Origin of the sequence: Vibrio sp. Vb0888 (genome assembly GCF_033338835.1) — a bacterium.
In the GTDB taxonomy this organism is placed as follows: domain Bacteria; phylum Pseudomonadota; class Gammaproteobacteria; order Enterobacterales; family Vibrionaceae; genus Vibrio; species Vibrio alginolyticus.
Window position 1 is genome coordinate 1 of sequence record NZ_JAWOTL010000002.1, and the last position, 26002, is coordinate 26002.

The 26002-nt window shown below is 47.3% G+C and carries 26 protein-coding genes, 1 rRNA gene and 1 riboswitch; of the genes, 15 read left to right on the plus strand and 12 right to left on the minus strand.

Annotated elements, in window-relative coordinates; translation table 11 throughout:
* A 16S ribosomal RNA gene (locus R7P72_RS04105) occupies window positions 1-67 on the minus strand; the annotation flags it as partial.
* Between the two features lie 483 nt (window positions 68-550).
* On the minus strand, window positions 551-1075 hold the full coding sequence (locus R7P72_RS04110; protein WP_025768782.1) for a DUF3087 domain-containing protein: 525 nt from the start codon (window positions 1073-1075) through the stop codon (window positions 551-553).
* A gap of 160 nt (window positions 1076-1235) precedes the next feature.
* Between R7P72_RS04110 and trmY the strand changes: the two genes are divergently transcribed.
* Complete coding sequence (gene trmY, locus R7P72_RS04115) at window positions 1236-1835, plus strand: tRNA (pseudouridine(54)-N(1))-methyltransferase TrmY (protein WP_017634347.1); 600 nt, start codon at window positions 1236-1238, stop codon at window positions 1833-1835.
* Between the two features lie 77 nt (window positions 1836-1912).
* On the opposite strand, the gene R7P72_RS04120 is transcribed toward trmY, so the two are convergent.
* Together R7P72_RS04120 and R7P72_RS04125 are read right to left on the minus strand one after the other, a co-directional pair.
* Window positions 1913-3256 (minus strand): TldD/PmbA family protein, encoded by a 1344-nt coding sequence (locus tag R7P72_RS04120; protein ID WP_025768781.1) that lies wholly within the window; start codon window positions 3254-3256, stop codon window positions 1913-1915.
* The gene (locus R7P72_RS04125) at window positions 3256-4641 is read right to left on the minus strand and encodes a TldD/PmbA family protein (protein WP_318110381.1); all 1386 of its coding nucleotides are present in this window, start codon (window positions 4639-4641) and stop codon (window positions 3256-3258) included. The genes R7P72_RS04120 and R7P72_RS04125 overlap by 1 nt, the downstream gene beginning before the upstream one ends.
* 311 nt (window positions 4642-4952) lie before the next feature.
* Window positions 4953-5060: riboswitch (TPP riboswitch) on the plus strand.
* A 97-nt stretch (window positions 5061-5157) separates the two neighbouring features.
* On the opposite strand from R7P72_RS04125, the gene thiD reads away from it, so the two are divergent.
* The 8 genes from thiD to R7P72_RS04165 all read left to right on the plus strand — a co-directional run bounded on the left by thiD (window position 5158) and on the right by R7P72_RS04165 (window position 11690).
* A complete protein-coding gene (gene thiD, locus R7P72_RS04130) occupies window positions 5158-6015 on the plus strand; it encodes a bifunctional hydroxymethylpyrimidine kinase/phosphomethylpyrimidine kinase (RefSeq protein ID WP_005383329.1) in 858 nt (285 codons plus the stop codon).
* Complete coding sequence (locus tag R7P72_RS04135) at window positions 6005-6760, plus strand: ABC transporter ATP-binding protein (RefSeq protein ID WP_318110382.1); 756 nt, start codon at window positions 6005-6007, stop codon at window positions 6758-6760. Before thiD ends, R7P72_RS04135 begins: the two co-directional genes overlap by 11 nt.
* Window positions 6753-7553 (plus strand): ABC transporter permease, encoded by an 801-nt coding sequence (locus tag R7P72_RS04140; protein ID WP_009706843.1) that lies wholly within the window; start codon window positions 6753-6755, stop codon window positions 7551-7553. Before R7P72_RS04135 ends, R7P72_RS04140 begins: the two co-directional genes overlap by 8 nt.
* Before the next feature lie 47 nt (window positions 7554-7600).
* Entirely contained in the window at window positions 7601-8551 is a 951-nt protein-coding gene (locus tag R7P72_RS04145) for an ABC transporter substrate-binding protein (RefSeq protein ID WP_005374293.1), read from the plus strand.
* Window positions 8552-8605: 54 nt separating this feature from the next.
* Window positions 8606-9274, plus strand: coding sequence for a thiaminase II (gene tenA, locus R7P72_RS04150; protein ID WP_005374294.1), 669 nt, complete (start codon window positions 8606-8608; stop codon window positions 9272-9274).
* A gap of 12 nt (window positions 9275-9286) precedes the next feature.
* Window positions 9287-10078, plus strand: coding sequence for a hydroxyethylthiazole kinase (gene thiM / locus R7P72_RS04155; RefSeq protein WP_005374295.1), 792 nt, complete (start codon window positions 9287-9289; stop codon window positions 10076-10078).
* Between the two features lie 61 nt (window positions 10079-10139).
* Window positions 10140-10754 (plus strand): thiamine phosphate synthase, encoded by a 615-nt coding sequence (thiE, locus tag R7P72_RS04160; protein ID WP_238972335.1) that lies wholly within the window; start codon window positions 10140-10142, stop codon window positions 10752-10754.
* A gap of 210 nt (window positions 10755-10964) precedes the next feature.
* The gene (locus R7P72_RS04165; RefSeq protein ID WP_005374297.1) at window positions 10965-11690 is read left to right on the plus strand and encodes a phosphatase PAP2 family protein; all 726 of its coding nucleotides are present in this window, start codon (window positions 10965-10967) and stop codon (window positions 11688-11690) included.
* 70 nt (window positions 11691-11760) lie between these two features.
* Here R7P72_RS04165 and R7P72_RS04170 read toward each other — a convergent pair whose 3' ends face one another.
* Window positions 11761-14208: a molybdopterin guanine dinucleotide-containing S/N-oxide reductase gene (locus tag R7P72_RS04170; protein ID WP_005374299.1), complete on the minus strand. Its 2448-nt coding sequence runs from the start codon at window positions 14206-14208 to the stop codon at window positions 11761-11763.
* A 22-nt stretch (window positions 14209-14230) separates the two neighbouring features.
* On the minus strand, window positions 14231-15325 hold the full coding sequence (locus R7P72_RS04175) for a NapC/NirT family cytochrome c (RefSeq protein ID WP_005374302.1): 1095 nt from the start codon (window positions 15323-15325) through the stop codon (window positions 14231-14233).
* Between the two features lie 270 nt (window positions 15326-15595).
* On the opposite strand from R7P72_RS04175, the gene R7P72_RS04180 reads away from it, so the two are divergent.
* The 5 genes from R7P72_RS04180 (at window position 15596) to R7P72_RS04200 (ending at window position 18472) form a co-directional block, all read left to right on the plus strand.
* Window positions 15596-16111 carry a GNAT family N-acetyltransferase gene (locus R7P72_RS04180; RefSeq protein WP_005374306.1) on the plus strand — a complete coding sequence of 172 codons (516 nt, stop codon included), beginning with the start codon at window positions 15596-15598 and terminating at the stop codon, window positions 16109-16111.
* Window positions 16112-16120: 9 nt separating this feature from the next.
* Complete coding sequence (locus tag R7P72_RS04185) at window positions 16121-16852, plus strand: glucose 1-dehydrogenase (protein WP_005374308.1); 732 nt, start codon at window positions 16121-16123, stop codon at window positions 16850-16852.
* Between the two features lies 1 nt (window position 16853).
* On the plus strand, window positions 16854-17324 hold the full coding sequence (locus tag R7P72_RS04190) for a GNAT family N-acetyltransferase (RefSeq protein WP_005374310.1): 471 nt from the start codon (window positions 16854-16856) through the stop codon (window positions 17322-17324).
* A gap of 119 nt (window positions 17325-17443) precedes the next feature.
* On the plus strand, window positions 17444-17911 hold the full coding sequence (locus tag R7P72_RS04195) for an HAD family hydrolase (protein ID WP_005374312.1): 468 nt from the start codon (window positions 17444-17446) through the stop codon (window positions 17909-17911).
* A gap of 33 nt (window positions 17912-17944) precedes the next feature.
* Window positions 17945-18472, plus strand: coding sequence for a GNAT family N-acetyltransferase (locus tag R7P72_RS04200; protein WP_005374314.1), 528 nt, complete (start codon window positions 17945-17947; stop codon window positions 18470-18472).
* A 37-nt stretch (window positions 18473-18509) separates the two neighbouring features.
* Here the strand turns inward: R7P72_RS04200 and R7P72_RS04205 are convergent, their stop codons facing one another.
* From R7P72_RS04205 to R7P72_RS04215, 3 genes are all read right to left on the minus strand, one after another.
* Window positions 18510-19100 (minus strand): type II secretion system protein, encoded by a 591-nt coding sequence (locus R7P72_RS04205; protein WP_225455765.1) that lies wholly within the window; start codon window positions 19098-19100, stop codon window positions 18510-18512.
* 153 nt (window positions 19101-19253) lie between these two features.
* A complete protein-coding gene (locus R7P72_RS04210) occupies window positions 19254-19541 on the minus strand; it encodes a hypothetical protein (protein ID WP_005374318.1) in 288 nt (95 codons plus the stop codon).
* A 66-nt stretch (window positions 19542-19607) separates the two neighbouring features.
* On the minus strand, window positions 19608-20507 hold the full coding sequence (locus R7P72_RS04215; RefSeq protein WP_138939344.1) for a DMT family transporter: 900 nt from the start codon (window positions 20505-20507) through the stop codon (window positions 19608-19610).
* Between the two features lie 92 nt (window positions 20508-20599).
* Here R7P72_RS04215 and R7P72_RS04220 point away from each other — a divergent pair, with 92 nt between their 5' ends.
* Window positions 20600-22036, plus strand: coding sequence for a PLP-dependent aminotransferase family protein (locus tag R7P72_RS04220; protein WP_203345501.1), 1437 nt, complete (start codon window positions 20600-20602; stop codon window positions 22034-22036).
* A gap of 95 nt (window positions 22037-22131) precedes the next feature.
* On the opposite strand, the gene R7P72_RS04225 is transcribed toward R7P72_RS04220, so the two are convergent.
* From R7P72_RS04225 to R7P72_RS04235, 3 genes are all read right to left on the minus strand, one after another.
* Entirely contained in the window at window positions 22132-23268 is a 1137-nt protein-coding gene (locus R7P72_RS04225; protein ID WP_042522351.1) for a glycerate kinase, read from the minus strand.
* Between the two features lie 16 nt (window positions 23269-23284).
* Window positions 23285-24637, minus strand: coding sequence for a GntP family permease (locus tag R7P72_RS04230; RefSeq protein WP_017634362.1), 1353 nt, complete (start codon window positions 24635-24637; stop codon window positions 23285-23287).
* Between the two features lie 158 nt (window positions 24638-24795).
* Window positions 24796-25938, minus strand: a complete 1143-nt coding sequence (locus R7P72_RS04235; protein WP_005374330.1) for a sugar diacid recognition domain-containing protein — start codon at window positions 25936-25938, stop codon at window positions 24796-24798.
* Window positions 25939-26002 lie beyond the last annotated feature (64 nt).

A 26002-nucleotide genomic window follows, 5' to 3' on the forward strand; every position in this document is an offset into this window, starting at 1 on the left:
GCTCGACTTGCATGTGTTAGGCCTGCCGCCAGCGTTCAATCTGAGCCATGATCAAACTCTTCAATTTAAGATTTTGTTCGGCTCAATGAATACTGAACATTACATAAGTAATGTTTGAATTGACTGTGCTGAATCTTTCGATTCAATGGTCACTTCGTTTCATTGAAACCTAATTTGATACCGCTTTCCGTTAAGAAAGAAATATCTAATTGGATTATCATCAACGAGTGCCCACACAGATTGATAGGTCTATATTGTTAAAGAGCTTGCTTCGTAAGCTTTGCTATCGAAGCGGAGGCGTATTCTAAGGAATTAATTTTCAGTGTCAAACACTTTTTTAAATTAATTTTTAGAAGTTTTCTTTCGCCTTCTTGCCAACCGCTTTTGCGTTTCCGCTTTGCCCTGACAACGGAGGCGCATTATAGGGAGATGATTTTTCTTGGCAACCCCTTTTCAGAAAAAAAATCAAAAAAAAGCGTCGAATGATTAAATCTCACTCAAACGCTTATTTTTAGCACTCAGTTGTTAACTTCAAGTAGCAAATAGGCAATCAATATGTGTCTAGCCAAGACTCTTCAAAGCCTGTGATATCGAGACTCATTGATTGCGCCGCTTCGATTTGCTCGATAGCCTCCAATTCTTTATTTACACTGCTCATCGTCAGTGTGTTGTTGTCTAGCTCAAACACCTGACTTTGAGTCGTATAGTAGAACTTAAGGATCGTCAGCGCTTTTACATCGCCATTGTTCGCGGCTACTTTAATGCTTTTTAGTTTACGAAAGATCTTGTTGTGCAGCTGCTTGAGTTTCCAAACGTACAGCACTTCTTCCATGTATGGTCGAGTTTTAATTTGATTCAATAAAGAGAGGGAAGTTGCAACTGCGAGAACGACACCAATCAAATTCCAATGGAAATTGCCCGTTGATTGTTCTGGTACGACTTCAGTGTTGCCAAACAAAACAATCAACAAGGTACTAAAGGCAAGAGAGGAGATGGCGAGCAACGCAACAAAACCGCCAATCACAAGGTTTACTTTCTTTTTATAAATGTCTTTATTTATCTGTTTGATTTCCATATACCACTCCTAACAGGGTTGCCTCCTATTCTAGCCAGCACACCCAGCTCCACAATCGAAGCTTTGTAAGTAAGTTCACATTTGCTATTAAACTCGCATCCCTTCCCTGCTTGGGTATATACTTCCGCGCATTCACTCTTCCTATATAGAGGCTAAATTCATGCGCTCTTTTGTTTTACGAGCTCGCGCGGCGCCAACCACCAGCAAAGCACTGTTAGAAGGTGTTGGTAATGAAGCGCATACAGAGATTCTTGCTCATACCATGATGAACACGATGTTCGTTGCTCAATCACACCGTGAAGATGTGGTTGTTCACTTGGTTTTAGAAAGCACAAAAGATTTCTCACGCACCATTACTATTCGCTCCAACGACATCACCAACATTGGCGGCTTCCATGAGTCAACCTTGATTGCAGCAGTGGCTCGCGCTTTGGATGCTTCGGTTGGTATGGGTAAAGAGCAACTTCGTGAAGTCGAACCTGGTATTACCGTTCGTACAGTGAGCTTTGAACGCCTAGTACAAGAACTGGCAGAAGATCACCAACTATATATGCTGGATAAGAAAGGCGAATTTGTTCGTGATGCAGAAATTGGTGAAAATCCATGTTTCTTGCTAACTGACCATATACCGATGCCGAAAAAGTCTTTTAACAGCTTAAAGCGCCTTGGCACAGAGAAGATCAGCTTAGGTCCTAAGATGCTTTTCGCTTCTCAGTGTGTAGTATTGATCCACAATGAGTTGGACATACGCGAATTCTAGTTATTCGCGCACACGTTGCTAGATAATGAAAGAGGACTCTATTGAGTCCTCTTTTTGTTTCTATAGTAATGCTAAGTTTACTTACCACCAATGCTCAAACGAGCAAAACGAACGTCTGGCGAGAAGAAAGTTCGGCTATCGTTAATTAGCTGAGTATCACCTACTGCCTCAACTTCTTGCAGCATATTGTAGAAGTTACCCGCTACCGTGATCCCACGAACTGGTTGAATGCGCTTACCATCACGGCACAAGAAACCACTCGCGCCAAATGAGAAATCACCACTCACTGCATCCGCACCAGAATGGACACCTTGAAGTTCGACTAACTCTAGGTACTCACCCGCTTTTACTTCTGACGCACTGCTGTTACCCGTCGCAATAACTTTGTGATTCGCTGATACGTCTAGGCTCGATTTTGCACCGCGAGCGGCACTTGCTGTCGAGACTGCGCCCAAGTAACTTGCGGTCTGGCTGTTGTGTAGCAAGGTTTTCAACTCACCATTAGCAATCATGACATTATCTTGAGTAGCGAAGCCTTCACTATCAAAACTCGCGATTGCCATACCATTTGGCATGTAAGCCGTATCAGTAAAGGTAATTAAATCACTCGCAACACGTTGACCAAGCTTGTCACCCAGTGGCGTAATGCCTTTCATCGCGCTTACGCCAGAGAAAGCACTGCCGAAAGCACCGAATAAACTTGCTAGCGCATTGATGTGGAAAATAGCAGGGTAGTTACCTGTCGCAACCGGAGCGCCTTCCAGAAGATCACGAGCAAGGTTGTAGCCACCTTCTATACAGTAAGCTGGATTCAACTCATCAAAACGGCGACCAAGTGACATTCTACCCGCCATTGACTGTTTGCCGTCTTTTTCAAACAAGGTATACGCGTAACAAGTGAACGAGCGCTCGAAGTGTTGACACAATGTGCCTTGAGTATTGGCAATGATCAGTTGTGTTTCGCCATCGCTATAACCATTGTAAGGTGCGCTAGAAGCGTGAGGCAGAGCCACTACGCCTTGCTCAAGTGCGAGAGACAGTTCAATTTTTTCATCAACCGAAGTTGTGTCTTCTTGAGCAATCTCAGCCACGTCAGTCGTGATTTGGCTGTTCACACAACTAATGGTCTGATGTTCATCTTGCTTGGAAAAACGAGCGCTTTGCAGTGCATTAGTCAGCATCAAATCTAAGCTTGGTTGTTCTAACGACTCAGAGTAGCTTGTCGCAACGCGCGCATCTTTCACAACACGAACACCCAGAACTTGGCTTGAGCTTACTTTGTACTCATCCAGCTTTCCTTGGTACGCTTTCAAAGAAAAGCTACTGTTGCGGTTTACAATGACGTCCGCTTCTGCACCTTGGCGTTTTGCTTCTGATAGGACGTAATCAACCGCATTGAGAAGTTGTTGTTCTTGGCTCATTAGTTACCGCCTCCTACCAGAATGTTATCGACTTTCAGCGTTGGCTGACCGACTGTTGTTGGTACTGAACCACTTACTGAACCACACATGCCCGGCGCAAGCGCCATGTCTCTGCCGACCATGCTGATTTCTTTCAACACTTTTGGACCCGTGCTGATCAGCGTTGCTGTTTTCAGAGGTTTGGTGATTTTGCCATTTTCAATGAGGTAAGCTTCACGAACAGCAAAGTTAAACTCACCCGTACCCGGTTGAACCGAACCACCACCCATCTTCTTCGCATAGATACCACGCTCGATGCCTGCCAGCATGTCATCAAGTGAATGCTCGCCTTCTTCGATAAAGGTGTTACGCATACGCGAGGTTGGTGCAAACTTGTAGTTTTGACGACGACCAGACCCCGTAGGTTCGTAACCTGTCTTCATGCCACCCATTTTATCGACCATAAAGCTGGTTAGCTTACCGTCTTTGATCAACTGAGTGCGCTGAGTCTTCATACCTTCATCATCAACGTGAATCGAGCCCCATTCGTTGGTCATGGTGCCATCATCGACTGCGTTCACCGCGGTGTGAGCAACCATTTCGCCCATCTTGTCGTGGAATACTGAAGCTTTCTTCGCAACTGAAGTGGTTTCTAGCAAGTGACCACACGCTTCGTGGAAGATTACGCCGCCAAAGCCGTTACCAATTACCACTGGCATTTCACCCGATGGACAAGCATCCGTGCCAAGTTTTACCAACGCTTGTTGCGCGATAGTTTGACCTAGCTCTTTGGCATCAAGCTGTTCACTGAATTCCCAACCAGCAAGAGCGCCAGGACCTTCCATACCAGAAGACTGCTCATTACCTTTTTGAGCGACGGTATTACCAGCAACTCGGATGTAATGACGAGTATCGTCAACGTGTAGACCTTCTGAGTTGAAGATAGACACTTGTTGTTCACGCTGAAGCACGCTGCCAATAAACTGGCTGATATGCTCACTCTCAGCACGTGCGGCTTGGTCAACTTTCAATAGAAACGCGATTTTTGAATCTAGGTTAGCATCCTTACTTAGTGGCATGCGGCAACCATGTTGGATTGGGTAGCGGTTCAAATTCAAAGAACCCGCTGACGCGATTTGCTCACGCTTGTCTTTTGCAGCAAGCAGCGAGGTTACGCGCTTTAGTTCGGCTTCATCTGTGCTGTTGGTGTAACCGTAAAGCACCTTATGACCGAAAAAAAGACGAATACCGATACCAAAATCGATACCCGAGTTAACCTTATCCACTTCACCAGATGCGATCTGGACAGTGTTGGTTTGGTGATGTTCAACGAATAGTTCAGCGAAATCAGCCCCCAAAAAGAGCGCATGATCGATCACTGACTTCGCTGTTACAGAATTAAGCATGAAGTCTCCTTGCTCGATGATCGTCTTAGCCATCCTAATTAACTGTGAAAAAGTTCAACAAAGTTAAATTGGCAACACGTTAAATTTTAACAGTTTTTTAACCTTGTTTTGTGCTAATCCTTGCTTAACGAGACCACGATTATTTATTAAATATTCCAGGTTCTGCTCATTCACCAGAGCGTTGCACTAGTAAATTCCACCCAGCAAACCATTTAGGTGCTTACTTTATCACTCACCTCGCATAATTGAATACTCATTATAATTACGCTCAAAAAACGTATCCCTTCCGCAATGGTCCTGCTATCATCCGAACGAAATAGTCGGGGGGCCACACGACAAGTGTTGGCTGAGATCGAAATTCGAGACCCGTTGAACCTGATTCAGTTAGCACTGACGTAGGGAACTATGCACACTTTGCCTTTCGTCGCCCCTCTTAGGTAAGCGATAGCGATCGAAAAATCGATCTATCTGCAACGGTCAAAGTCAGTTCCTATACGTCTTGTAGTAGGAGCGACCATGACGCAGCAATCACAACCTCATTCACATCACACGCCAGCCTTGCCTACCCCTATCGTATTGACCATCGCGGGCTCAGACAGTGGTGGCGGTGCAGGTATTCAAGCCGACATCAAAGCGATGTCCGCAACCGGCAGTTTTGCTTGCTCGGTAATCACGGCGATTACTTCGCAAAATACCCAAGGCGTTTCTGCGATTTTCCCCATTCCTCTCGACCATGTAGAGAGCCAACTTGATGCAGTATTTACCGACCTCAACATCGTTGCAGTCAAAGTGGGCATGCTGGCAGATTCCAACATCATCAAAGTCGTTGCAGACAAAATTAAACAATACCAGCCAAAACACCTCGTGATTGACCCTGTGATGGTGGCCACCAGCGGCGATCTATTACTGGAACAGTCGGCAATCAGCACTTTAAAAGAAGAATTGATTCCGCTCGCAGACATCATTACCCCTAACCTACCCGAAGGCGCAGCATTGACGGGTAAGCCAATGCCTCAATCAGAATCTGAAATGAACGATATGATTACCGACCTTCGTGCGCTTGGCGCCAAAGCTATTCTGCTCAAAGGCGGTCACCTTGAAGAAAATGAAAACAGCAACGATCTGCTTATCATGCAAGACAGTGCCGAGTTAATTAGCGCCAAGCGATTTCCAACCAAAAACACTCATGGCACAGGCTGTACACTTTCTTCCGCCATTGCGTCTTATCTTGGCCAAGGCAACAACCTACACAAAGCGGTGCACCTGGGTAAGCAGTACATCAGCCAAGCTATCGCACACGCTGATGAATTGGATGTAGGTAAAGGCCATGGCCCTGTGAACCACTTTTTTGCGGGTCATACTTATGTTCGCTAACGCGATTGGCATTCAGCTTTCCGATGCTAGTCTGCGATACAAAGACAGCCAAACACCAACGCTAGCAGGGTTGAGTATGACTATTCATGCTAATCAATGGACAGTGTTACTTGGTCGCAGTGGCTGCGGGAAAACCACAATATTGCGTTACTTAGCTGGCCTACTGGATGACCAAGTTGACTGGCATGGCGAACTCATCACAACGGATGGCGCTGCACTGCATGACCGTATCGCTTACATGGCTCAGCAGGATTTATTGCTACCGTGGTTGAATGTGTTAGACAACGTCTGCCTCAGTTCTCGATTTTCTCAAGTGCAAGCACCAGAGCAAAATAGACAACGTGCACTGACTTTACTAAGCCAAGTGGGACTCGCCGATTACGCGGATGCTAAGCCAGCTCAGCTCTCTGGCGGCATGAGACAACGTGTTGCCCTTGCTCGCACTCTGATGCAAGACAAGCCTCTAGTTCTGATGGATGAGCCTTTCTCTGCACTGGACGCGGTTACTCGTCATAAGTTGCAAACCTTGTCTGCCGAATTGCTGAAAGATAAGACGGTTGTTCTGATTACCCACGACCCACAAGAAGCGGTGCGATTAGCTCACCAACTCTATGTGTTGCAAGGCACACCTGCGCAAGCTCAGCACTTGGTCGTTCCAGACTCCAAGCCGCCCCGAGTTCTCGATGGAGAGTGCGCGGCGTTACAACAAGCGATTTTGGATCAACTGGAGAAAGACTATGAGTGATATGACTCAGTACAACTCCGTTTCGGCACGCATTAGTAAAAAAGAACGCGTGACCCATCCGGCTCTGCGCTTGGTCATTAGCACAGCGGTGATCTTGGGATTGTGGCAGTTGGTTGTTGTGGTATTCGACATGCCAAGCTTCATCTTACCTTCACCAATTGAAGTGCTGGATAGATTGGTCACTCGTTACGATGTCTTGCTCAAACATACTTGGGTTACCGCGCAAGAGATTTTACTTGGTTTGGCGCTTGGATTATCAATGGGTTTGCTGTTCGCATTGCAAATGCTGATGTTCGAACCGCTGAAGCGTTGGTTACTGCCCATTCTGATTGCTAGCCAAGCGATCCCTGTGTTCGCCATCGCGCCAGTGCTCATGCTTTGGTTGGGTTACGGCATTGCTTCAAAAGTTGTTATGGCGGCAATCATCATCTTTTTCCCCGTCACGACATGTTGCTACGACGGCTTACGCAATACACCAACAGGTTACCTCGATCTTGCCAAGACCATGGGCGCGTCTAAATGGCAGCTACTTCGTCATATTCAATTGCCAGCCGCGCTACCAACGTTAGCTTCAGGTATTCGTGTTGCCGTCGTTATTGCGCCAATTGGAGCAGTGGTCGGTGAGTGGGTAGGTTCAAGTGAAGGCTTGGGTTATCTGATGCTCCAAGCTAACGCTCGCATGATCATTGACGAGATGTTTGCGGCGCTGTTTATCCTCGCCGTGCTGTCTATCTCACTCTACTTCATCACCGATAAATTATTGAAAAAAGCCATCCCTTGGGAAAGCAAGTAATTACAGAAAATAACCAAAGAAAATTGGGAAAGAAAAGGAAGAACCCCGTGAATAAAAACAAACTTATGAGCGCTGCTGCTCTACTCGCTTCAGTGGTATCAACCAACGTGCTTGCTGCTGAAAAAGAGATGACACTGATGTTGGATTGGTTCGTCAATCCAAACCATGGTCCTATCGTGATTGCCAAAGAGCGTGGTTACTTCAAAGAGCAAGGTTTGAAGGTCAACATTCAAGAGCCGGCAGATCCAAGTACACCTCCTAAGTTGGTCGCTGCTGGCAAGGTCGACATGGCGATTTCTTACCAACCAAGCCTAACTATCGATGTCGCGGCTGGTTTGCCACTAATCCGCTCTGCGACTCTGATTGCTACGCCACTCAACACGCTGATGGTGTTGGACAACGGTAAGAATGAAAACCTTGGCGACTTAAAAGGCAAGAAGATCGGTATTGCGATCGCAGGCAACGAAGAAGCGACAATCGGCACCATGCTTGCGCAAGAGAACGTGAAGTTTTCTGACGTACAAATCATCAACGTAGGTTGGGCGCTGTCTTCGTCTCTTGCGTCTGGCAAGGTGGATGCGATTTGGGGCGGTCTACGTAACTTCGAAACCAACCAACTGGCACTAGAAGGTTATAAAGCTAAGGCCTTCTTCCCTGAAGAACACGGCGTGCCAGCGTATGACGAGTTAGTCTTCGTAGCCAATGCAAAAAACTACGACAAAGAAGCCATCAAGGCATTCAACAAAGCACTAGAGCAAGCGACCACTTACATCGTTAACCATCCAAAAGAGTCGTGGAAAGAGTTCGTGGCTTATTCACCAGACACGCTCAACAACGAGCTTAACCAACGCGCTTGGAACGACACGCTAACTCGTTTCGCTCTTCGTCCATCCGCAGTAGATCTGAAACGCTACGATGATTATGCGCAGTTCATGTATTCACAAAACATCATCGAAACACTGCCAAAAGCGAAAGATTACGTACCGAGCTTTGACTAATTCTACTGACCTTAGGATCTAAGCCTAGGGTCTTTTGATAACGAGATACTCATAATGAAATACCAAGATTTGATCGACGCTTGCCGCCAAGATTGGCAAGAATACACTGAGCATGCTTTCGTGCAGCAATTGGCGCAAGGCACTCTGGCTCAGCCTTGTTTTCTGCATTACCTAAAGCAGGATTTTCTTTTCCTAAAGCAGTACGCACGAGCTTACGCATTAGCGATCTACAAAGCACGTACTTTGGATGACATGCGCCGTGCCCTACCAAGCGTACACGCATTGCTCGATTCTGAAATCGCCCACCACGTGACTTACTGTGAGCAATGGGGACTGACAGAATCCGACTTAGAAAACGAGCCAGAAGATTTCGGCACTGTGGCTTACACCCGTTACGTATTAGATGCTGGCATGACGGGCGATCTTGTTGATCTATACGCGGCACTAGCGCCATGCTCCATCGGTTATGCCGTAATCGGTAAGGTGCTGATTGAAGATGAAAAGACCGTAATCGAAGGCAACCCATATGCAAGTTGGATCAACCTCTACGGTGGTGAGGAATTCCAATCTGGTGTCGCAAAAGGGGCAGAACACTTTAATCAGTTGCTAGCAGAAATTGATATCAACAGCCAGCGCGGTCAAAACCTGATTCAGGTATTCAAAACCGCAACGCGTATGGAAGTAGCATTCTGGCAACAAGGTCTGAACGCTCAGCAAGATTAATCGGAGAGTCTCATGTTAATTGAACAAATCACCCAAGCATTAACCGCAGTACGCCAGCAAAAGCCGTTAGTCGTCAACATCACTAACTACGTGGTGATGAATAACACAGCAAACGCACTATTAGCGATCGGCGCTTCTCCAATCATGGCGCACTCCAAACAAGAGATGGCAGAGATGATGTCGTTCGCTGGCGCACTGGTTATCAACATCGGTACCCTAGACAGCGTTTGGACACCGCGCATGAGCTATGCCGTAGAGCAAGCCAATGCCAACGGTAAAATCGTTGTACTCGACCCTGTCGGTTGCGGAGCAAGCTCACTACGTACCGAGACATCACGTGAGATCGCACGCCTTGCCGACAAGTTGATCATTCGTGGTAACGCCTCAGAAATCATCGGTCTCGCTGGCGAACAAGCACAAAGCAAAGGCGTCGATGCGTTAGACAGCAGCGACGCAGCACTTGGCGCAGCGAACTTCTTAGTTTCAGAGTATGGTGCAAGTGTGGTGATTTCTGGCGAGACTGATTACATCATCACGAAAGAGCAAACTGTGCAGCTAAACAACGGTCACGAGATGATGCCATACGTAACCGGAATGGGCTGCACACTAACGGCACTGACGGGTGCTTTCGCTGCTGTTGGTGATCACTCCGGACTTGCTGCCGCGGCGGTACTGGGCGTTGTGGGTGAAATTGCGGCTGAGCAAGCGCGAGGGCCAGGCAGTCTGCAAATGAACCTGTTGGATGAGCTTTACCAACTGGATGAAGAAACACTGGCAAAACGCCTAAAACTCCAAGTGAGTTAAGCTTTCTCTAACAAATACCGGCCTCTCACTCCCTGTAGATGAGAGGCCCAAAGGAAACAAAATGAACGCCTATCGTTTATATTTGGTCACCGATGACCAACAAGATTTAACCACACTAAAGCGTGTTGTGAGAAAAGCCGTGGAAGGTGGCGTGACCATGGTACAAGTCCGCGAAAAACACGGCGATGTGCGTGCGTTTATCGAACGTGCTCAAGCCGTGAAAGACATCCTTAAAGATACCAATGTGCCTTTGATCATCAATGACCGCGTTGATGTTGCACTGGCAGTTGATGCCGATGGGGTTCACCTCGGGCAATCAGACATGCCCGCAACTATCGCTCGTGAGTTGATTGGACCAAACAAAATCCTCGGCTTATCCATCGAAAATGAAGAGCAGCTTGCAGAAGCGGACTCTCTTCCGATTGATTACATCGGCTTGAGCGCAATCTTCGCGACGCCGACCAAAACCAACACCAAGAAGTTCTGGGGTATTGATGGCTTGAAGATGGCGTTAGAGACGACTTCACTGCCGATTGTTGCCATTGGCGGCATTAACGAAAGTAACATTCCGCAACTCAGCGCCACTGGTGTTCATGGCTTAGCTTTGGTTTCAGCGATTTGCCACGCAGAAGATCCAAAAGCCGCATCGGAATATTTATTAGGGTTGATGAGCTAACCTTGCTCACGCCTGAACAAAGCGCTTATGGATGAGCGCGTTTGCCTTTCAGTACTTTCAACAACCTCTCCTTTCACAACGAAGAGCTGCAATGTCACTTTCACGCTCGAATTGACAGAGCGTTGATAAGTTTTTCACGCCAGATAACGTAAGATAAGCCCCTTATTTTCACGTGGTTGAATAACCCTCAATAAAAACAAAACGCTCTCAATGAAAACCAAAAAATATGGATTGATGATGCTCGCCTTGTTTGTTCTTGGCATCATCCCAATGTCGCTGTTTGGCTCTTATCACAATCTCACTTCACAGGTGCCGGAAAGTCTGGGTATTACTTTTACTTTGCTCACAGATTCTGCTGGTAGCAAAGGCTTTTTAATTACGTTAACACTGCTACTGCTTTCTTTATTTCGCTTTAAACCAAGTCGCATTGAGTGGATACAAAAACTCTCAATGTTAGGGTTGTTACTGGTGATTGGTTTTGCCAGCAAAACGGGGCTAAAACTGATGACAGAAAGCCCGCGTCCCTACACGGAATTGCTCGCAGCAGAACAATTGATTGAGCACCCAGACGCGTTTTATCAGTTGGATACAAAGCAGCAAGCCAACGTAATTAACCAGATTTCTGAACACGTCAGTGATTGGCGAACGCGCCATTGGCAAGGCGAGAAAGACTATTCTTTCCCATCCGGCCATACGATTTTCGTTTCGATTTGTTTGGCTTTCTTTGGCGGGTTGTTCTTACAGAACAAGTGCTATATCTCTGCACTGTCATTATGGATGTGGGGAATGAGCGTCGCATATAGCCGCTTATGGCTGGGGATGCATCGCCCTGAAGATTTAATAGGCTCAGTCTTGTTTGTCGCGATTGTATTTACTTTACTCCCGACATTTCAAATTAAGAAACAGATGCCATTTGTTTCTCTTGCTTCGCGCTAATGTGAACGATTACTAGATAAAAAAGAAGCCAGCGATTCGCTGGCTTCTTGCTTTAAAGCGCTACTTTTGTCTAGCCATTTTTTGGTGGTTCAAACGCTGTTAGTTCTAATTCTGGGCCAGTGTATTTTTCAATACGAACCAGTGCGGAGTTTGCCGCACAGCCGTTTGCAAGTCGAGAGGTCGGAATATCCAACGTTAACACGTTACAACCGCCGTTCTTACAAATGCCGCTTTTCGGATCCAGATCCGGCCAACCGCCTTCATGAACACACACTGAACCTTGCTTGATTCGGTCAGTCACTTCTGCGCCGACCAATACTTGGCCACGGTTGTTAAACGCACGAACTAGATCGCCCGTTTTAATACCACGCGCTTTCGCATCTTCAGGGTGAATCCAAATAGGTTCACGGTTTGCAATTGCGTACTCTTCGCGAATCTTCGCGTAGTTAAACTGGCTGTGTAGACGATGCGCGGCGTGCGCGGTCATTAGCTGCAACTCGCCATCTTTTGCATTGCCAGTGTACTCGGTTGGTGCCATCCACGTTGGGTGTGGAGGACAGTCTTCCAACTGATAACCTTCAATGGTTTTCGAGAAGATTTCGATCTTACCACTTGGTGTACCGAGTGGATTCATGATCGGGTCTTCACGGAAATCCGCGTAACGAACAAACTGTGCGTTCTTCTCGTTCCACTTCATCTCGATCAGTTGGTTATCTTCCCAGAACTTGCTGAAGTTCGGCATTGCTACGCGAGAGCCACGGCCACCTTGTTGCGCCGCCTTGTAGAAGCCGTACAGCCATTCCATTTCGGTTTTGCCTTCGGTGTATACGTCACGGCCACCCGGAGCTAGCATCTCTGCCATGTCCGCGAATACATCGAAATCATTACGCGCTTCACCTTGCGGCTCAACCACTTGCTTCATTGGCACCAAGTGTTGGTTACTGTAGTCACCCGTCATCGTTAAGTCGTTACGCTCGAACGATGTGGTGATTGGCAGAACAATGTCCGCATGCTTCGCAGCCGCCGTCCAGTAAGGCTCTGAAATCACGATCAGTTCAGGCTTTTGCCACGCTTTAATCAAACGGTTGGTGTCTTGGTGGTGAGTAAAGTTCGCACCACCGGCCCACCAAATCATCTTGATGTCCGGGAACGTCAGTTCATGACCGTTATGATGGTAGGATTGACCTGGGTTTTCCAACGCCTCAACAATACGTGCCACAGGGAAGCTTTGCACCGCGCCAGACACCGCCCAGTCGTTCCCCGCAGAAGAGCCGCCACCTAGCGATGCCGAAATCGCAGGAAGTACTCCAGCATCACGAGCAGGGTTACCACCGTTTGAGTAGTGGTAAGAGAAACCAAAACCACCGCCCGGTAAACCGATTTGACCCAACATCGTTGCCAGTGTAACCAGCATCCAGTGACGTTGCTCACCGTATTGTTGGCGCTGCATGCCCCAACCCGCCATCAGCATGGTGCGGTTTTTACTGAAGATGTCAGCCAGTAGCTCAAGTTGCTTCACAGGTACGCCACAGATTTGTGATGCCCATTCTGCTGATTTTTCTACGCCGTCTTCTTCGCCCATCAGGTACGCTTCAAACTTGTCGTAACCTGCGGTGTATTTATCGAGGAAGGCTTTATCGTGCTTACCTTGTTTCACCAAGGTGTGTGCGATACCCATCATCATTGCCACGTCGGTCATTGGGTGAGGAGCAATCCACTCCGCATTCTCGCCAAAGAACTCGATGGTTTCAGAACGAATTGGGTCAATCGCAATAACCGTCTTGCCTGATTTTTTCAATTGATGGAAGAATTCAAGACCAGCACAGTCTGTTGAGCTCCACGCGATTTTTAGAGTGTTGATTGGGTTTAAGCCCCAAAGCACAACCACATCGCTGTGCTCTAATACCACTGGGTACGTGGTTTGTTGCTCGTACACTTCGATAGAGCCCACAACGTGCGGCATGATGATCTGCGCAGCACCCGTTGAGTAGTCACCCAAGTGGCCTGAATAGCCACCCGCCATGCTCATGTAACGTTGCAGCAAGGTTTGTGCTTTGTGCAGCACGCCACTTGAACGCCAGCCGTAAGAGCCTGCAAACACAGAAGCCGGGCCATATTCTTTACGAATTCGCATGTGCTGTTTGTGGATTAGCTTGTAAGCTTCATCCCAAGACACCCGTACAAATTCATCGCTGCCGCGAACGCCTTCGGGAGCTAATGGGTTTGCCAAGTAACCTTTGCGAACCATTGGGTACTTAACACGCGCTTTAGTATGCACTTGGTCAGGACCGGTGCTTTGTAGGCTGTTTGATACCGTTTGTGGCAATGCATTCGTGGTTGAAACCAGCTTACCGTCTTGCACTTCACACAGCATTGGGCCCATGCGGCCCGCCGTTAGAATGCCTTTGCCGCGAGCATTAGAAGACGCAACAGACATAGGTGCAAATGAAGTGAATGCCATTGCACCAGCCGCCATACCAGTGCCTTTTAGAAATCCGCGACGGGTCATATTAGTCATAATCTTATCCTTCTATTTATCGTTAGTGACCAACCACATCTTTCGCGTGGTGCTGGAAGAACTTGGTTAGAATTTCTAGGTTCTCGGCTGAAATATCAGTTCGATCACCCATACTTTTCGCTACCGGTCCCCATGCATTCACTGTGAAGTGATTTGAAGGAATTTTCGCGTGACAAGTTGCACAGTAAACGTTGTCCAACTCTTCTGCGTATGACCATACTGGTTCAAGCGTGTCAACAACTGGAGAATCAATAGCGCCAGTTAGAGAAACCGCGCGCCATTCGTTGCCGTAAACATCTGCCTCAAATTCACCAGTTTCAAGCGCTTGTTGGCCTTGCTCTGTTAGCGTTGCAACGATGGCACGTTGACCTTCTCCCATGTAAAGCACTTGCTCTGCGCCTTTCATTTGGAATGCGTTCAACTTAACAGTGCGGTTGTCGCCTTCAGAGCTGATTACTTCCAACTTCGTCGTTGGGTTAATTTTACCCATCTCACCCATTGCGATTTCAGTCACAGGGTAAACAACCTTGGCATTAGGTGATGTTTTTGTGGTGAAGCTCATCAACGTTTCAAATGCCTTGCTGTCTAGCTCTGCTTCTGGTGCAAAGTGCGCCACACCTTTATGACAATCGATACACGTTTGATCGTTTGCTTTCGCGTAAGCGTGCATCTTCGCCGCATCACGTGATTGCTCAAACTCTTCCATTGCATCGAAATCATGACACGAACGACACGTCGCTGAATCATTTTCACGGAACTGAGCCCATACCGTTTCAGCCATATCTTTACGATGTGCTTCATATTTCTCTGGCGTGTCGATCTTACCTGTCACAAATTCATGGTAGATGTCTTTCGACGCGCGAATTTTGGTGATCAGGTAATCCATTGGTTCTTGAGGAATATGACAGTCAGAACATTCCGCGCGAATGCCTTTCGCATTACTGAAGTGCACTGAGCCTTGGTACTCTTTGTAAGGGGTTTCCATAGAGTGGCACGAGAGACAAAATTCAGTATCTGAGGTGTAATGCATTACTGCCGCACTCCCCCCCAAAGTTAACCAGCCCACACCAATGCCGGCAGCAACCAGCAGTGCAACATATCGTTTTTTTATTGACATAATTAGCAACACTTCCAAATAAAATGTAATTATAGGTCGCAAATTACTACTTTATGGGTAGTCCTCTCTTGATCCACATCATTTCCGTGTTGCTCTGTATGCCTCAAGTATGAAATTTTGTTATTTACATCTCAAAGATGAATATATGGCAATAATCCATTACCTAGCCAACTATTCACCACATAAATCACTTTTATGGATGCAACTATTTGATTAAACAGGTAAGAGGATGAGAGACTGAATCTCCACATTGATGCAGTAAGGACACGCATGTCCGTTTATATCGAGACGCACAGAAGCCAATTAAGACCCATCAAAGCCAGTGACTGGGAACTCTTTCAACGATTACTCTCCGAACAAGAGGTTATTGCGCTCTGTTTCGATCGTCCCAGCGAAACAGAAATAAGAGAAAAATTTGCTTCGCGATTATTACCATGGACCCCAAATTGCCAGCATTGGCTTTGCCTTGTAATACTCGATAAGCAATCTGAACAACCCATCGGCATCACTGGCTTTGCTATTGAAAACGGTAAGGCAGAGGTAGGTTACTTACTTTTGCCGGAATTTCATGGCCAACAGTTTGGAACAGAAACTCTTCAAGCGCTTCTATATTGGGCAACCTCGACACATAACATCAACCACTTTTCCGCGACGGTCACTGAAGGCAATATTGCGTCAGAGCGTGTCCTGATAAAATGTGGTTTCGAACTCATTGAGGTCATTCCAGACGCATACCAAATTGGTGGCAAACCCTACGCCGATAAAATCTACTCACTACATAAATAAGGACGTATTTTGAATAAAGTAGTCATCATTACCGGCGCAAGCCGAGGTATTGGAGCCGCAGCGGCGAAAAAGCTGGCCGAGCAAGGCTATCGCGTTTGCGTTAATTACCGCACTCAGCAAGAGGCCGCCGACCAAGTTGTGGCAGAAATACAAGCAAACGGTGGCAAAGCGATTGCCATCGCCGCAGACGTAGCCGATGAGAAGCAAGTGCTCTCCTTGTTTGATGAAACAGAACGTGAATTTGGTGCAGTGACGCACTTGGTCAACAACGTTGGCATCCTATTTACTCAATCGCCTTTGTCAGAAATTAGCTTGGAACGCTTTCAGAAAGTAATGAACACCAATGTGAATAGCTGTTTTCTCTGCTGTCGAGAAGCGGCGAGGCGATTCAGTGCAGGCGGTGCAATTGTGAATGTCTCCTCTGGAGCGTCGCGCTCAGGCGCGCCATTTGAGTATGTCGATTACGCCACATCAAAAGGCGCGATGGATACCTTAACTAAAGGGCTCTCGCTAGAGTTGGCAGAGCGCAATATTCGCGTCAATGGCGTTCGACCTGGTTTCATTTACACTGATATGCATGCCGACGGCGGAGAACCAAACCGAGTAGATAGACTCAGCCCTCAAATTCCTCTTAAACGCGGTGGCACGGTAGAAGAAGTAGCAAATGCGATCGCTTGGCTATTAAATGACGAAGCCTCTTATGTCACAGGATCATTTATCGATATTGCAGGGGGCAGATAGAATGCAAGTCCATATCCGACAAGCGATTCCCGATGATTTAGACGGAATTTTTCAGCTTAATTTTCAAATTAATTCACTGCATTTTGCGAATGCGCCAGAAGCCTTTGTTGCGCCATCAGAAGCTGATCGAGAATTTCTTGCACAAGCACTAGAGAACAAAGAGCGACTCTTTTTGATTGCCGAACGCGAACAGCAAATTCTCGGCTTCTTAACCGCGATGATCACCCAAAACGACACCGTCAGTTTTCTGATCAAAGACCCAATTTGTCGCGTGGGAACAATTGTTGTCGATGAAGCGCAAAAGCAGCAAGGAATCGGCCGCCAACTGCTCCAAGCCTGTGAGCAATGGGCGCGCGATGCCAATGCCACACAAGTTCGATTGGAAGTGATGGAATTCAATCAGCCAGCACAGCGCTTTTACGATAATCAAGGTTTTAAAACTAACTCACGCATTATGCTGAAACATTTGTAACGATAACGACAATTAAGCGCTTTTCACGACTAAACCCACCTAAATCGCATTTATCGATGCAATTTACCCCCCTGATTTTAGAAAAAGACGATATGATGTGCGGATAAGGAGATTCGAACATGATTTATCTTTTCGATTGGGGGAACACCTTGATGGTAGATTTCCCTCACGCACAAGGAAAAATGTGCGATTGGGAACACGTAGAAGCAGTTCCTCAAGCCAGAGAAACACTGGCAATACTTTCCCAAAATCATCCCATCTACATTGCGACCAGTGCATCTGATTCCAACATGGAAGAGGTTCAGCGTGCATTTGTTCGCGTCGACTTAGACCAATACTTAAATGGCTATTTTTGTTTTGCCAACCTCGGTATCGCTAAAAACCAACCTGAGTTTTATCTCGCCATCGCAAAACAGTTAGGGGTTAACGTGAGTGGAATAACCATGGTTGGCGATTTACCTCACAAAGATATTTACCCTGCGATGAAAGCGGGCGTAAACACAATTTGGTTTAACCCAACGGGCGCTGATGCACCAGCCGAAGCCATTCCTAACCAAATTCGTTGTTTATCTGAGCTTATCCCCTAACCGTTACTAACCTGCACTAATCAAGGAAGATGAATGCAAATCAGATCCATCAAGGTGAGCGATATCGCGCGCTTCACCGCGCTGTGGAATCGAGTGTACTCCGAAGGGGAATTTTTGATTTCTCCTGCACCCGATAACGCAACGCTTCGCAGAATCCTGCAACGTGTGGAAAACGAGTCCATCCCTCAGTTTGTCGCGTTTGACCGCCAAAAACTTATCGGTAGTGTTGAAATCTACCCAGCTGAGATGTGCGGTTACGAAAGAGGGCAACGCCTTCGCGTCGGTATTCTTGGTATTCACATCGACAAAAACTACCGAGGCAAAGGATTGGGGCGGAAACTATTGGCAGTCGCGATCGCACGTGGTTGGGAATTTGGTTACGACCAAATCGCACTCTACGTATACACAACCAACACACCAGCGATTGCTTTATATGAACGGTTTGGATTTGAACATCAGGGGGAACTTGGGGAAGTGACCTTGCCAAATGGTAAAGTCTTGATGAGTCAAAAAATGGTATTGTATAAAGCGCAAAGCCCTTCGAAAAACCCAGATTTGTAGAGTCACGATAACCGTTGTTCGCAACACTTATTCGGGGTTAACACCCTTGCGTCACATGCCCTCGAACAATTGAATCGTTAGAGGCTTGATTCACGTAGTAGAAATAGCATGCTTCTTCTGCCAGTGTGTAACCTTGCGGCCAAATGTACACCACGCGATCAACACCCGATTTATCTAAGAACTGATAATCAGGAATAGCGACAAAATGAGCACTGTTTGGGTGCTGCTGACCGATGATGCAAAAATCACTGCCTTTGCACGGCACGTCAATTTTCGAATAACCTCTGGCTGGTAGATCGATTTCTAACAAAGCTCGAATACTATCGGCACTCGCTTCTGGCATGCCTTTGCGTGTTTTGACATGTCGGTCAATGTAGTGAACGTGCTCTTGGCCGTAAGCGTTATCAATCACTGATTGAGCATGAAAGAATTTGAGAGCCGTACCCAAAGAAGACTGAGAACTGTGCAGCATCGCAGCGTATGCTTGGCGATGAATATCGAGTAGTACTGGTAAAGCAGCTAATGCGATGAAAGCCAAAGTGGTAAGCACTATGGTGATTTCCATCAGCGTAAATCCCTTTGATTTCACGTTTCTTATCTCAACTAGCCCAAGACAATAGCCCCACATCCATGTGAGACCGAGCCAATATATCGCCAATTTCTTACGATTAAAGGCTTAAGGGGTAAGAAGAGACAAACACCACTCAAACTTGAGAACAGCAGCCAAAGAGCAGTGTAACAAAACGACGCTATGTGTCAGATATTAGACGGTTTTTACTCTCTAGTTACTGAGTAAAGGCACATTATTTCGCACCAGACCACGACGAACATTCGTGCACATTTTGCCAAAACGACGAATCTCATCGAACTGCGGAACAATGCCGCGCTCCATGGCTGACTCCCAATAAGTGACTTCTGAATCGACCATTTCCAACAATTTCTTCGGACAGCCAATGCACTGCCCTTCTGGTCCACATACAAACGTTTCTGGTTCATAAATTGGTAGTTCCGCTTTTACTTGCTCGATGATGCTACGCATGGCGGTCATTCGATCTGGCTTTACCTTCATCATTCTGCTCCACGGATTAAGATGAAGCAGATTGTACCCACTGATACGCAAATGTCCCTACCCAATTTAGGTATATTCTGTTTGAATCGATTTCTTTATCGTCAGATCCGGCTTTTTAACCACCAAATACACCGCCGTAGCTGCCAGTACGAAACCAGAAATCCCCATCCAATCAAATGACTCTCCAAACGCGAGCCAAGCCTGAATCGCCGTCGTTGGCGGCACCAGGTAGAATACAGAAGCTACGCTCGATGCAGCACCGTTCTTAACCATGTACAGCAGCAGTAGAATAGCTACACAAGAGAGCACGACGACCAACCACAACACGGTCAAAATAAACTCCAGTTCCCACTGCACTTGCATGGTTTCAAACTGCATCGCAACGGGCAGAAACATGACGAGCGCGGCCAAATATTGCACCGTCGCACCACCCACCATATCCACTTTTTGGCAATGTTTTTTCTGATAAAGTGTCCCTAGCGTGATACCAACCAAAGCCAACAAACACAAACCAATGGCCAACACTTTATGCTGCTCGGATTGCCACTCCATTTTGCCCATCAACACCATAGCGATACCGACAAAACCAAGAGCCAAACCCAGCCATTGCGAGGGCTTAAACTCCTCACGAACAAACGCCACCAGCAAAGCCGCGGTTAAAATCGGTTGAATACCCACCAGCAACGAACTCAACCCAGCAGGCATACCCAAGGCGATAGCGAAATAAGTACCGCCCAGATAGAAACCGTGGATCAACGCACCAACCACACAGCTGTGCCAAAAATCTTTTCCTGTCGGCAACCTTCTACGCAATACCGCCACAAGAACCAAAAACAATAAGACATTGAATGCCATACGGATAGAAAGTAGTGTCGCTGGCTCGGCATATTGCAAACCAAAACGCGCACCAACGAATCCAGAAGCCCAAAGGATGACAAATACAAAAGGGATGGCTCGGATTAACATGATCGCCTCACTCACGCTTGTTTTATGTTTTGAGATACTGCTAATGTAATTAGGTACAGTGTTTTCAAAAAGTGACAGATGGAAGTGTTTTTATGGGTACAGATTTATTGGGAAGCGGTGAAGGGAATAAGTACCTCGTGGTGGAAAAACACCTCAAACAAGCCATCAATGGTGGCGTTTATCAGGCGGATGATCGACTGCCCTCCATTCGCTCGTTGAGCCAAGAATTAAACGTCAGTAAAAATACAGTGATTCGTGCGTATCAAGAGCTGGAAGCACAAAACTTGGTTTACTCGGTACCCAAATCGGGTTATCGAGTTAAAGTCGCCTTGCCGACCTCTCGCTCAATTCCGGATCCGACTCGCGTGGATTTGCTCTCGATCTGCAAAGAAATCCTTACTTATCCTGAATACCAAGAGCGTTTGCCTACCGGTTCTGCCCACCCAAACATTGACTCCCCCGCGATCAAAAGCTTGTACGCCGAGATCGGCCGCCACAGCCGCCAGCAAACGCATGTACCGAGCCATTACCAATTACCCCCCGGTGATCACCTCTTAATCAAACAACTGGCGAAAATCACGCAAGATTTGGGCACGCCAGCCAAGTTGGATGAGATCATGGTGACGCACGGCGCGCAACAAGCCATTAGCCTAGCGCTGCGCGCAACGACACAAAAAGGCGATATCGTCGCGGTGGAGTCCCCTTGCTATTTTGGCAACTTATTGATGCTCGAATCACTCGGCCTCAAAGCGGTGGAAATTCCGAGTTGCCCGCGCGACGGCATGTACCCCGAAGCCTTAGCAAAAGCAATGGCGACATGGGACATAAAAGCGATCATCGTAACGCCAAACTTCACCAATCCAACTGGTGCCATGATGCCGCTAGAAAAGCGCCAGCGATTGCTCTTGGCATCTGGCAATATTCCTATTATCGAAGACGATGTGTTTGGCGGGTTAAGCTATGACAAGCCGTTACCAAGCTTGAGATTGCTCGATGACAAGCAACGCGTAATTTACGTGAATTCGTTATCCAAAACGCTCGATTCGCGTTTGAGAATTGGTTGGATGTTGGCGGGGCGATATCGAGATCAAATTGAGCAATATCTACTGTGTGAGAACATGGGCAGTTTGAACCTGATGCAATCCGCCGTGGCAACGTTTCTAACGTCAGGCAAGTATCGAACGCATACTGCGCGAATGGGTCGGGTTTATCAAAACAACATGCGCCGATTTATCCAGATGCTTCATCAATACTTGGATGAATACGAACCTCTAAAAAATCGATACCAGATCAACGCCGTGCAAGGTTCGTTCTTGCTTTGGTTGCGACTGCCCGAAGACACGGACAGCTATGCGTTGTATCAAGCATGCAATAAGCACAGAATCAGCCTACTTCCCGGCACCGTATTTGGCACTCAAGGGCAATATCGGCATTGCGTACGCCTCAGCGTGGCAAACTTTGGTCATGAAACCGATTGGAGTCAAGCGATGCAAACACTGGCAAAATTGATAGCAAAGCATGCCTGTTAACTCGCTCTTGCTAAATGAACTTATGCCTACACACGCAAACAGGTAACAACAAAAAACTCCACGCAAAGGTGGAGTTTTTCATATCGTCATCGCCTTCAGTGCGACTTAATTTGCCACATTCTCGCGACGTTTTCGGCTAAGTTAGCAACGTTGACGTCGGCCTCTTTCATGGCCTCAGGTAAGCTCATCGCCCTTGGTACACAAGCAAACACCGCATCAATGCCGCACTCATAAACCGCCTGATAGTTGTCGCCCACACAGCCTGCTAATGCAATGACTGGTAAATTACACTGCTTGGCGACCTGAGCAACGCCCATCGGCGTTTTGCCATGTGCGGTTTGATGATCGATTCGACCCTCGCCTGTAAATACGATATCCGCATCCGCAACATGCTGAGCAAGTTTGACCGTTTCAAGCACAATCTCAATTCCCGGTTGCAAACGTGCTGGCGTGTACCCGAGCAAGGCCGCGCCCATACCACCAGCAGCACCCGCCCCTTCACGAGTCAGTACATGCTTACCCGTCGCTTGTTCCGTCAACTCGCCAAACTTGCGCAATGCGTTATCGAGCAGAGTGACGTCTGATACGGTCGCTCCCTTTTGCGGGCCAAAGATAGCCGACGCGCCTTTGTCACCACAGAGTGGGTTATCAACATCGCACGCTACCAACACTTCGCAAGTTGCTAAACGAGGGTCAAGACCAGAAATATCGATGGACGCAAGCGCCGCTAACCCGCCTCCATTTGGGGTAATTGCATGACCAGACTCATCAAGAAACGCCACCCCCAACGCGGTCAACATGCCCACGCCACCATCATTGGTAGCGCTGCCGCCCAAACCAATGATTAAGCGTTGAATGCCTCTGTCTAGCGCGTGTTTGATCAGCTGTCCAGTACCAATGCTACTGGTCAGTTTTGGGTCGCGAGCGTCACTCGGCACAAGGTGCAGCCCACTGGCCTCCGCCATTTCAATAACTGCGGTTTCGCCGTCGCCGAGGATGCCATAAAACGCTTCAACATCATTCCCTAATGGCGCGGTCACTGTTGTGAAGACTTGTTCGCCTTGAGTTGCATCTATCAAAGATTGAACCGTGCCTTCGCCACCGTCTGCGACCGGAACCGTAACAAACTCAGCATCATGCCATACGCGAGCAAGACCCGTTTTGATCGCCTCGCTCACTTGTTTGGCGGTTAAGCTTTCTTTAAATGAATCAGGTGCAATTACCACTTTCATACGTACTTCCAGAGACTTATAAGAGAACGAGGCTCAAAATGTACACCAATGCCATTGCCGTGACACCTTGAACGAGCGTAGCCATGGTTTGCGCGCGGTACGCTAAGCCCACCGACATGCGGCTAAACTGCGAAACTACCCAGAAGAAACTGTCGTTTGCATGAGAAACCGTCATCGCACCTGCACCGATCGCCATCACCGTTAATACGCGGCCCATTTCTGAATCGAGCCCCAATTGCGTAAGCATAGGCGCAACCAAAGCCGATGTGGTCACCAGTGCAACCGTTGACGAACCTTGCGCCGATTTTAGCGCAGCCGCAACGATAAATGGCATGAAAATACCCACGCCCAGCGCCGATAGCGTCGTACCCAAGTATTCACCTAGCGGCGTTGCTTTTAATACCGCGCCAAATGCGCCACCCGCACCGGTAATCAAAAGAATAGGCGCAGCAGCCGTAATACCTTGGCTGATTCGCTCGCCAAATTCTTCAATCTTGTTGTCTGACTTGAGTAGGCGAACAGAAAGGAACAGGCCAATCACCAATGCCGTTAGTGGCTGTCCTAAGAAAGTCAGAACATCAAACACAAAACCTTCGCCCAGCGGTAGGCTTGGGAATTTCGCGATAGAGCCAAAACAGATCAATAAGATAGGAACAAAAATAGGAGCGAATGCTTGGCTCGCCGTTGGCAATTTGCCGTAAGACGCTTTGAGTGCTTGCCAGTCTTGCTGAATTTCTTCTGCGGCTTCAATGCCATCTGGTTCAACATGTTGGAATCGGTTCGCCCACAACATCCCCGCTAACGCCGCAACCGCTGCAACAAACACACCCACACCAATCACTAAACCAAGGTTAGATTCCAGGCCTAAGTTACCCGCAGCGGCAATCGGGCCAGGAGTTGGCGGCACAAACGTGTGCGTTGCGTATAGGCCAGTTGCCAACGCCACACTCATCGCAACGCTTGAGGTTTTTAAACGCTTCGCGAGTGATTCTTTGAGCGAGTTCAGAATGACAAAGCCTGAATCACAAAATACCGGAACAGAAACGATGTAACCTATGATACTCATGGTCAATGTTGGGAAACGCTCACCCAACACTTTGATGACCGTATCGGCCATGGTGATCGCCGCACCACTTTTTTCCAAAATAACACCAATGATAGTACCTAAAACGATAACCAAACCAATGTAACCAAGGATGCCGCCAAAGCCAGAAGCAATGGTTTTGGCAATGCTATCTGCCGGTAAGCCGTAAGCAAATGCCGCAAGGAACGCCGCGATGATCAGCGCTAAAAAGGGATGTAATTTGAATTTGGTGGTCGTGAGCACAATAAATGCGATCACCCCGAGCAGGATTAATATAAGGTTCATGATAACTCCATTTATTCTTATTTTGCTGAGCGAGTCCGTGTTGGCTCACTCAACATGTAGGGACGCATGAATTATTAATCGTTTGCTTTAGAATTCCTTTAGGCGGAGTGACAAATGATGTGGTCAAAAAATGACGCGTATTGTGCAGATGCACAATATCACGACATTTTTGAGAGCCGAGTCGCAATATAAAGCTCCGCTAACCCCACAAAATTGGTAGTTGGTAGCCCTGTTATCTCGGTGATTTTCTCTAACCGATAGCGCAGAGTGTTCCGGTGAATAAACAGCATTTTAGAGCATTCTGTTACATTGCCATTGCATTCAAACAGTGCATCTAGGGTTTTCAATAATTGCCCAGATTTGTCTTTCTCTTTCAACCGTTTCACACCATCAATAATTTGTTCACCTTGCCAAATATCCGCCAACGGCGCTAACAAAACAGGCAAACGAAGTTCATCGAACAGGTACTTACGTTTCTCTGGGTAGAACTGCTTGCCAATGGCTAATACCTGCTTCGCGCTTTGGTATGACAACGCGACATCTTTAGGCTCATTAAACAGCTGCCCTAGCGCAATGTGAAACGTATGCGAATCGTGATCGCTTAAACGCGACATCAACTTATCAATGCGCTCACTTTCAACTTGGCTATCCCACTGCTTGGCGGAATGACACGGTTTCAACACCACAATTTCATTCACCGAGACAATCGCAACTAGGTTGTTACGCTCTGGGTATTCAAGCAGTTCAACAATATTGCGCACACTCTTCATGCTTTTTGAGGCCGACGGCGTCGAGACTTCAATCACCGTTGCCACCCGTGGTTGAGTAACATCGATAGAAAGACGCATCGCCCAATCTTTCAGCTCTTCATCGGTCAATTTCCCATTGATCCAAGCCAGAATAAACTCTTCGCGATGACGTCTGTCCCACTGAAATTTTTCCACCAGCGCGGCTTGCTCGATTGTCAATTCAGCGGTCATTTTAACCAGTTTGGCAAAATCTCGGATTTTCTCCGGCTCGCCTGTGACACCAACAATACCGACCACGTCACCATGCAATTTCAACAGCATATTGATACCGGGTTTGACACCCTGCAACGTCAAACATTGCTGCTCATTAAGCTCTAGCGAATCGCCATGATTCAGCGCCAGTACCGCGCCATCATGCACTTGCCCAACACGTTTAGGGTCGCCACTGCCAATGATGATGCCTGCCGAGTTCATCACATTCACATTGTGACCAATGATGGACATGGTTCGATCAACAATTTGTTGTGCTAAAGCGTGGTCGAGAATCACCATTTCGAGTTTCCAAATTGACCGTTTAATCACTCAATAAATCACAAATGGCAAACTATCGCGATGC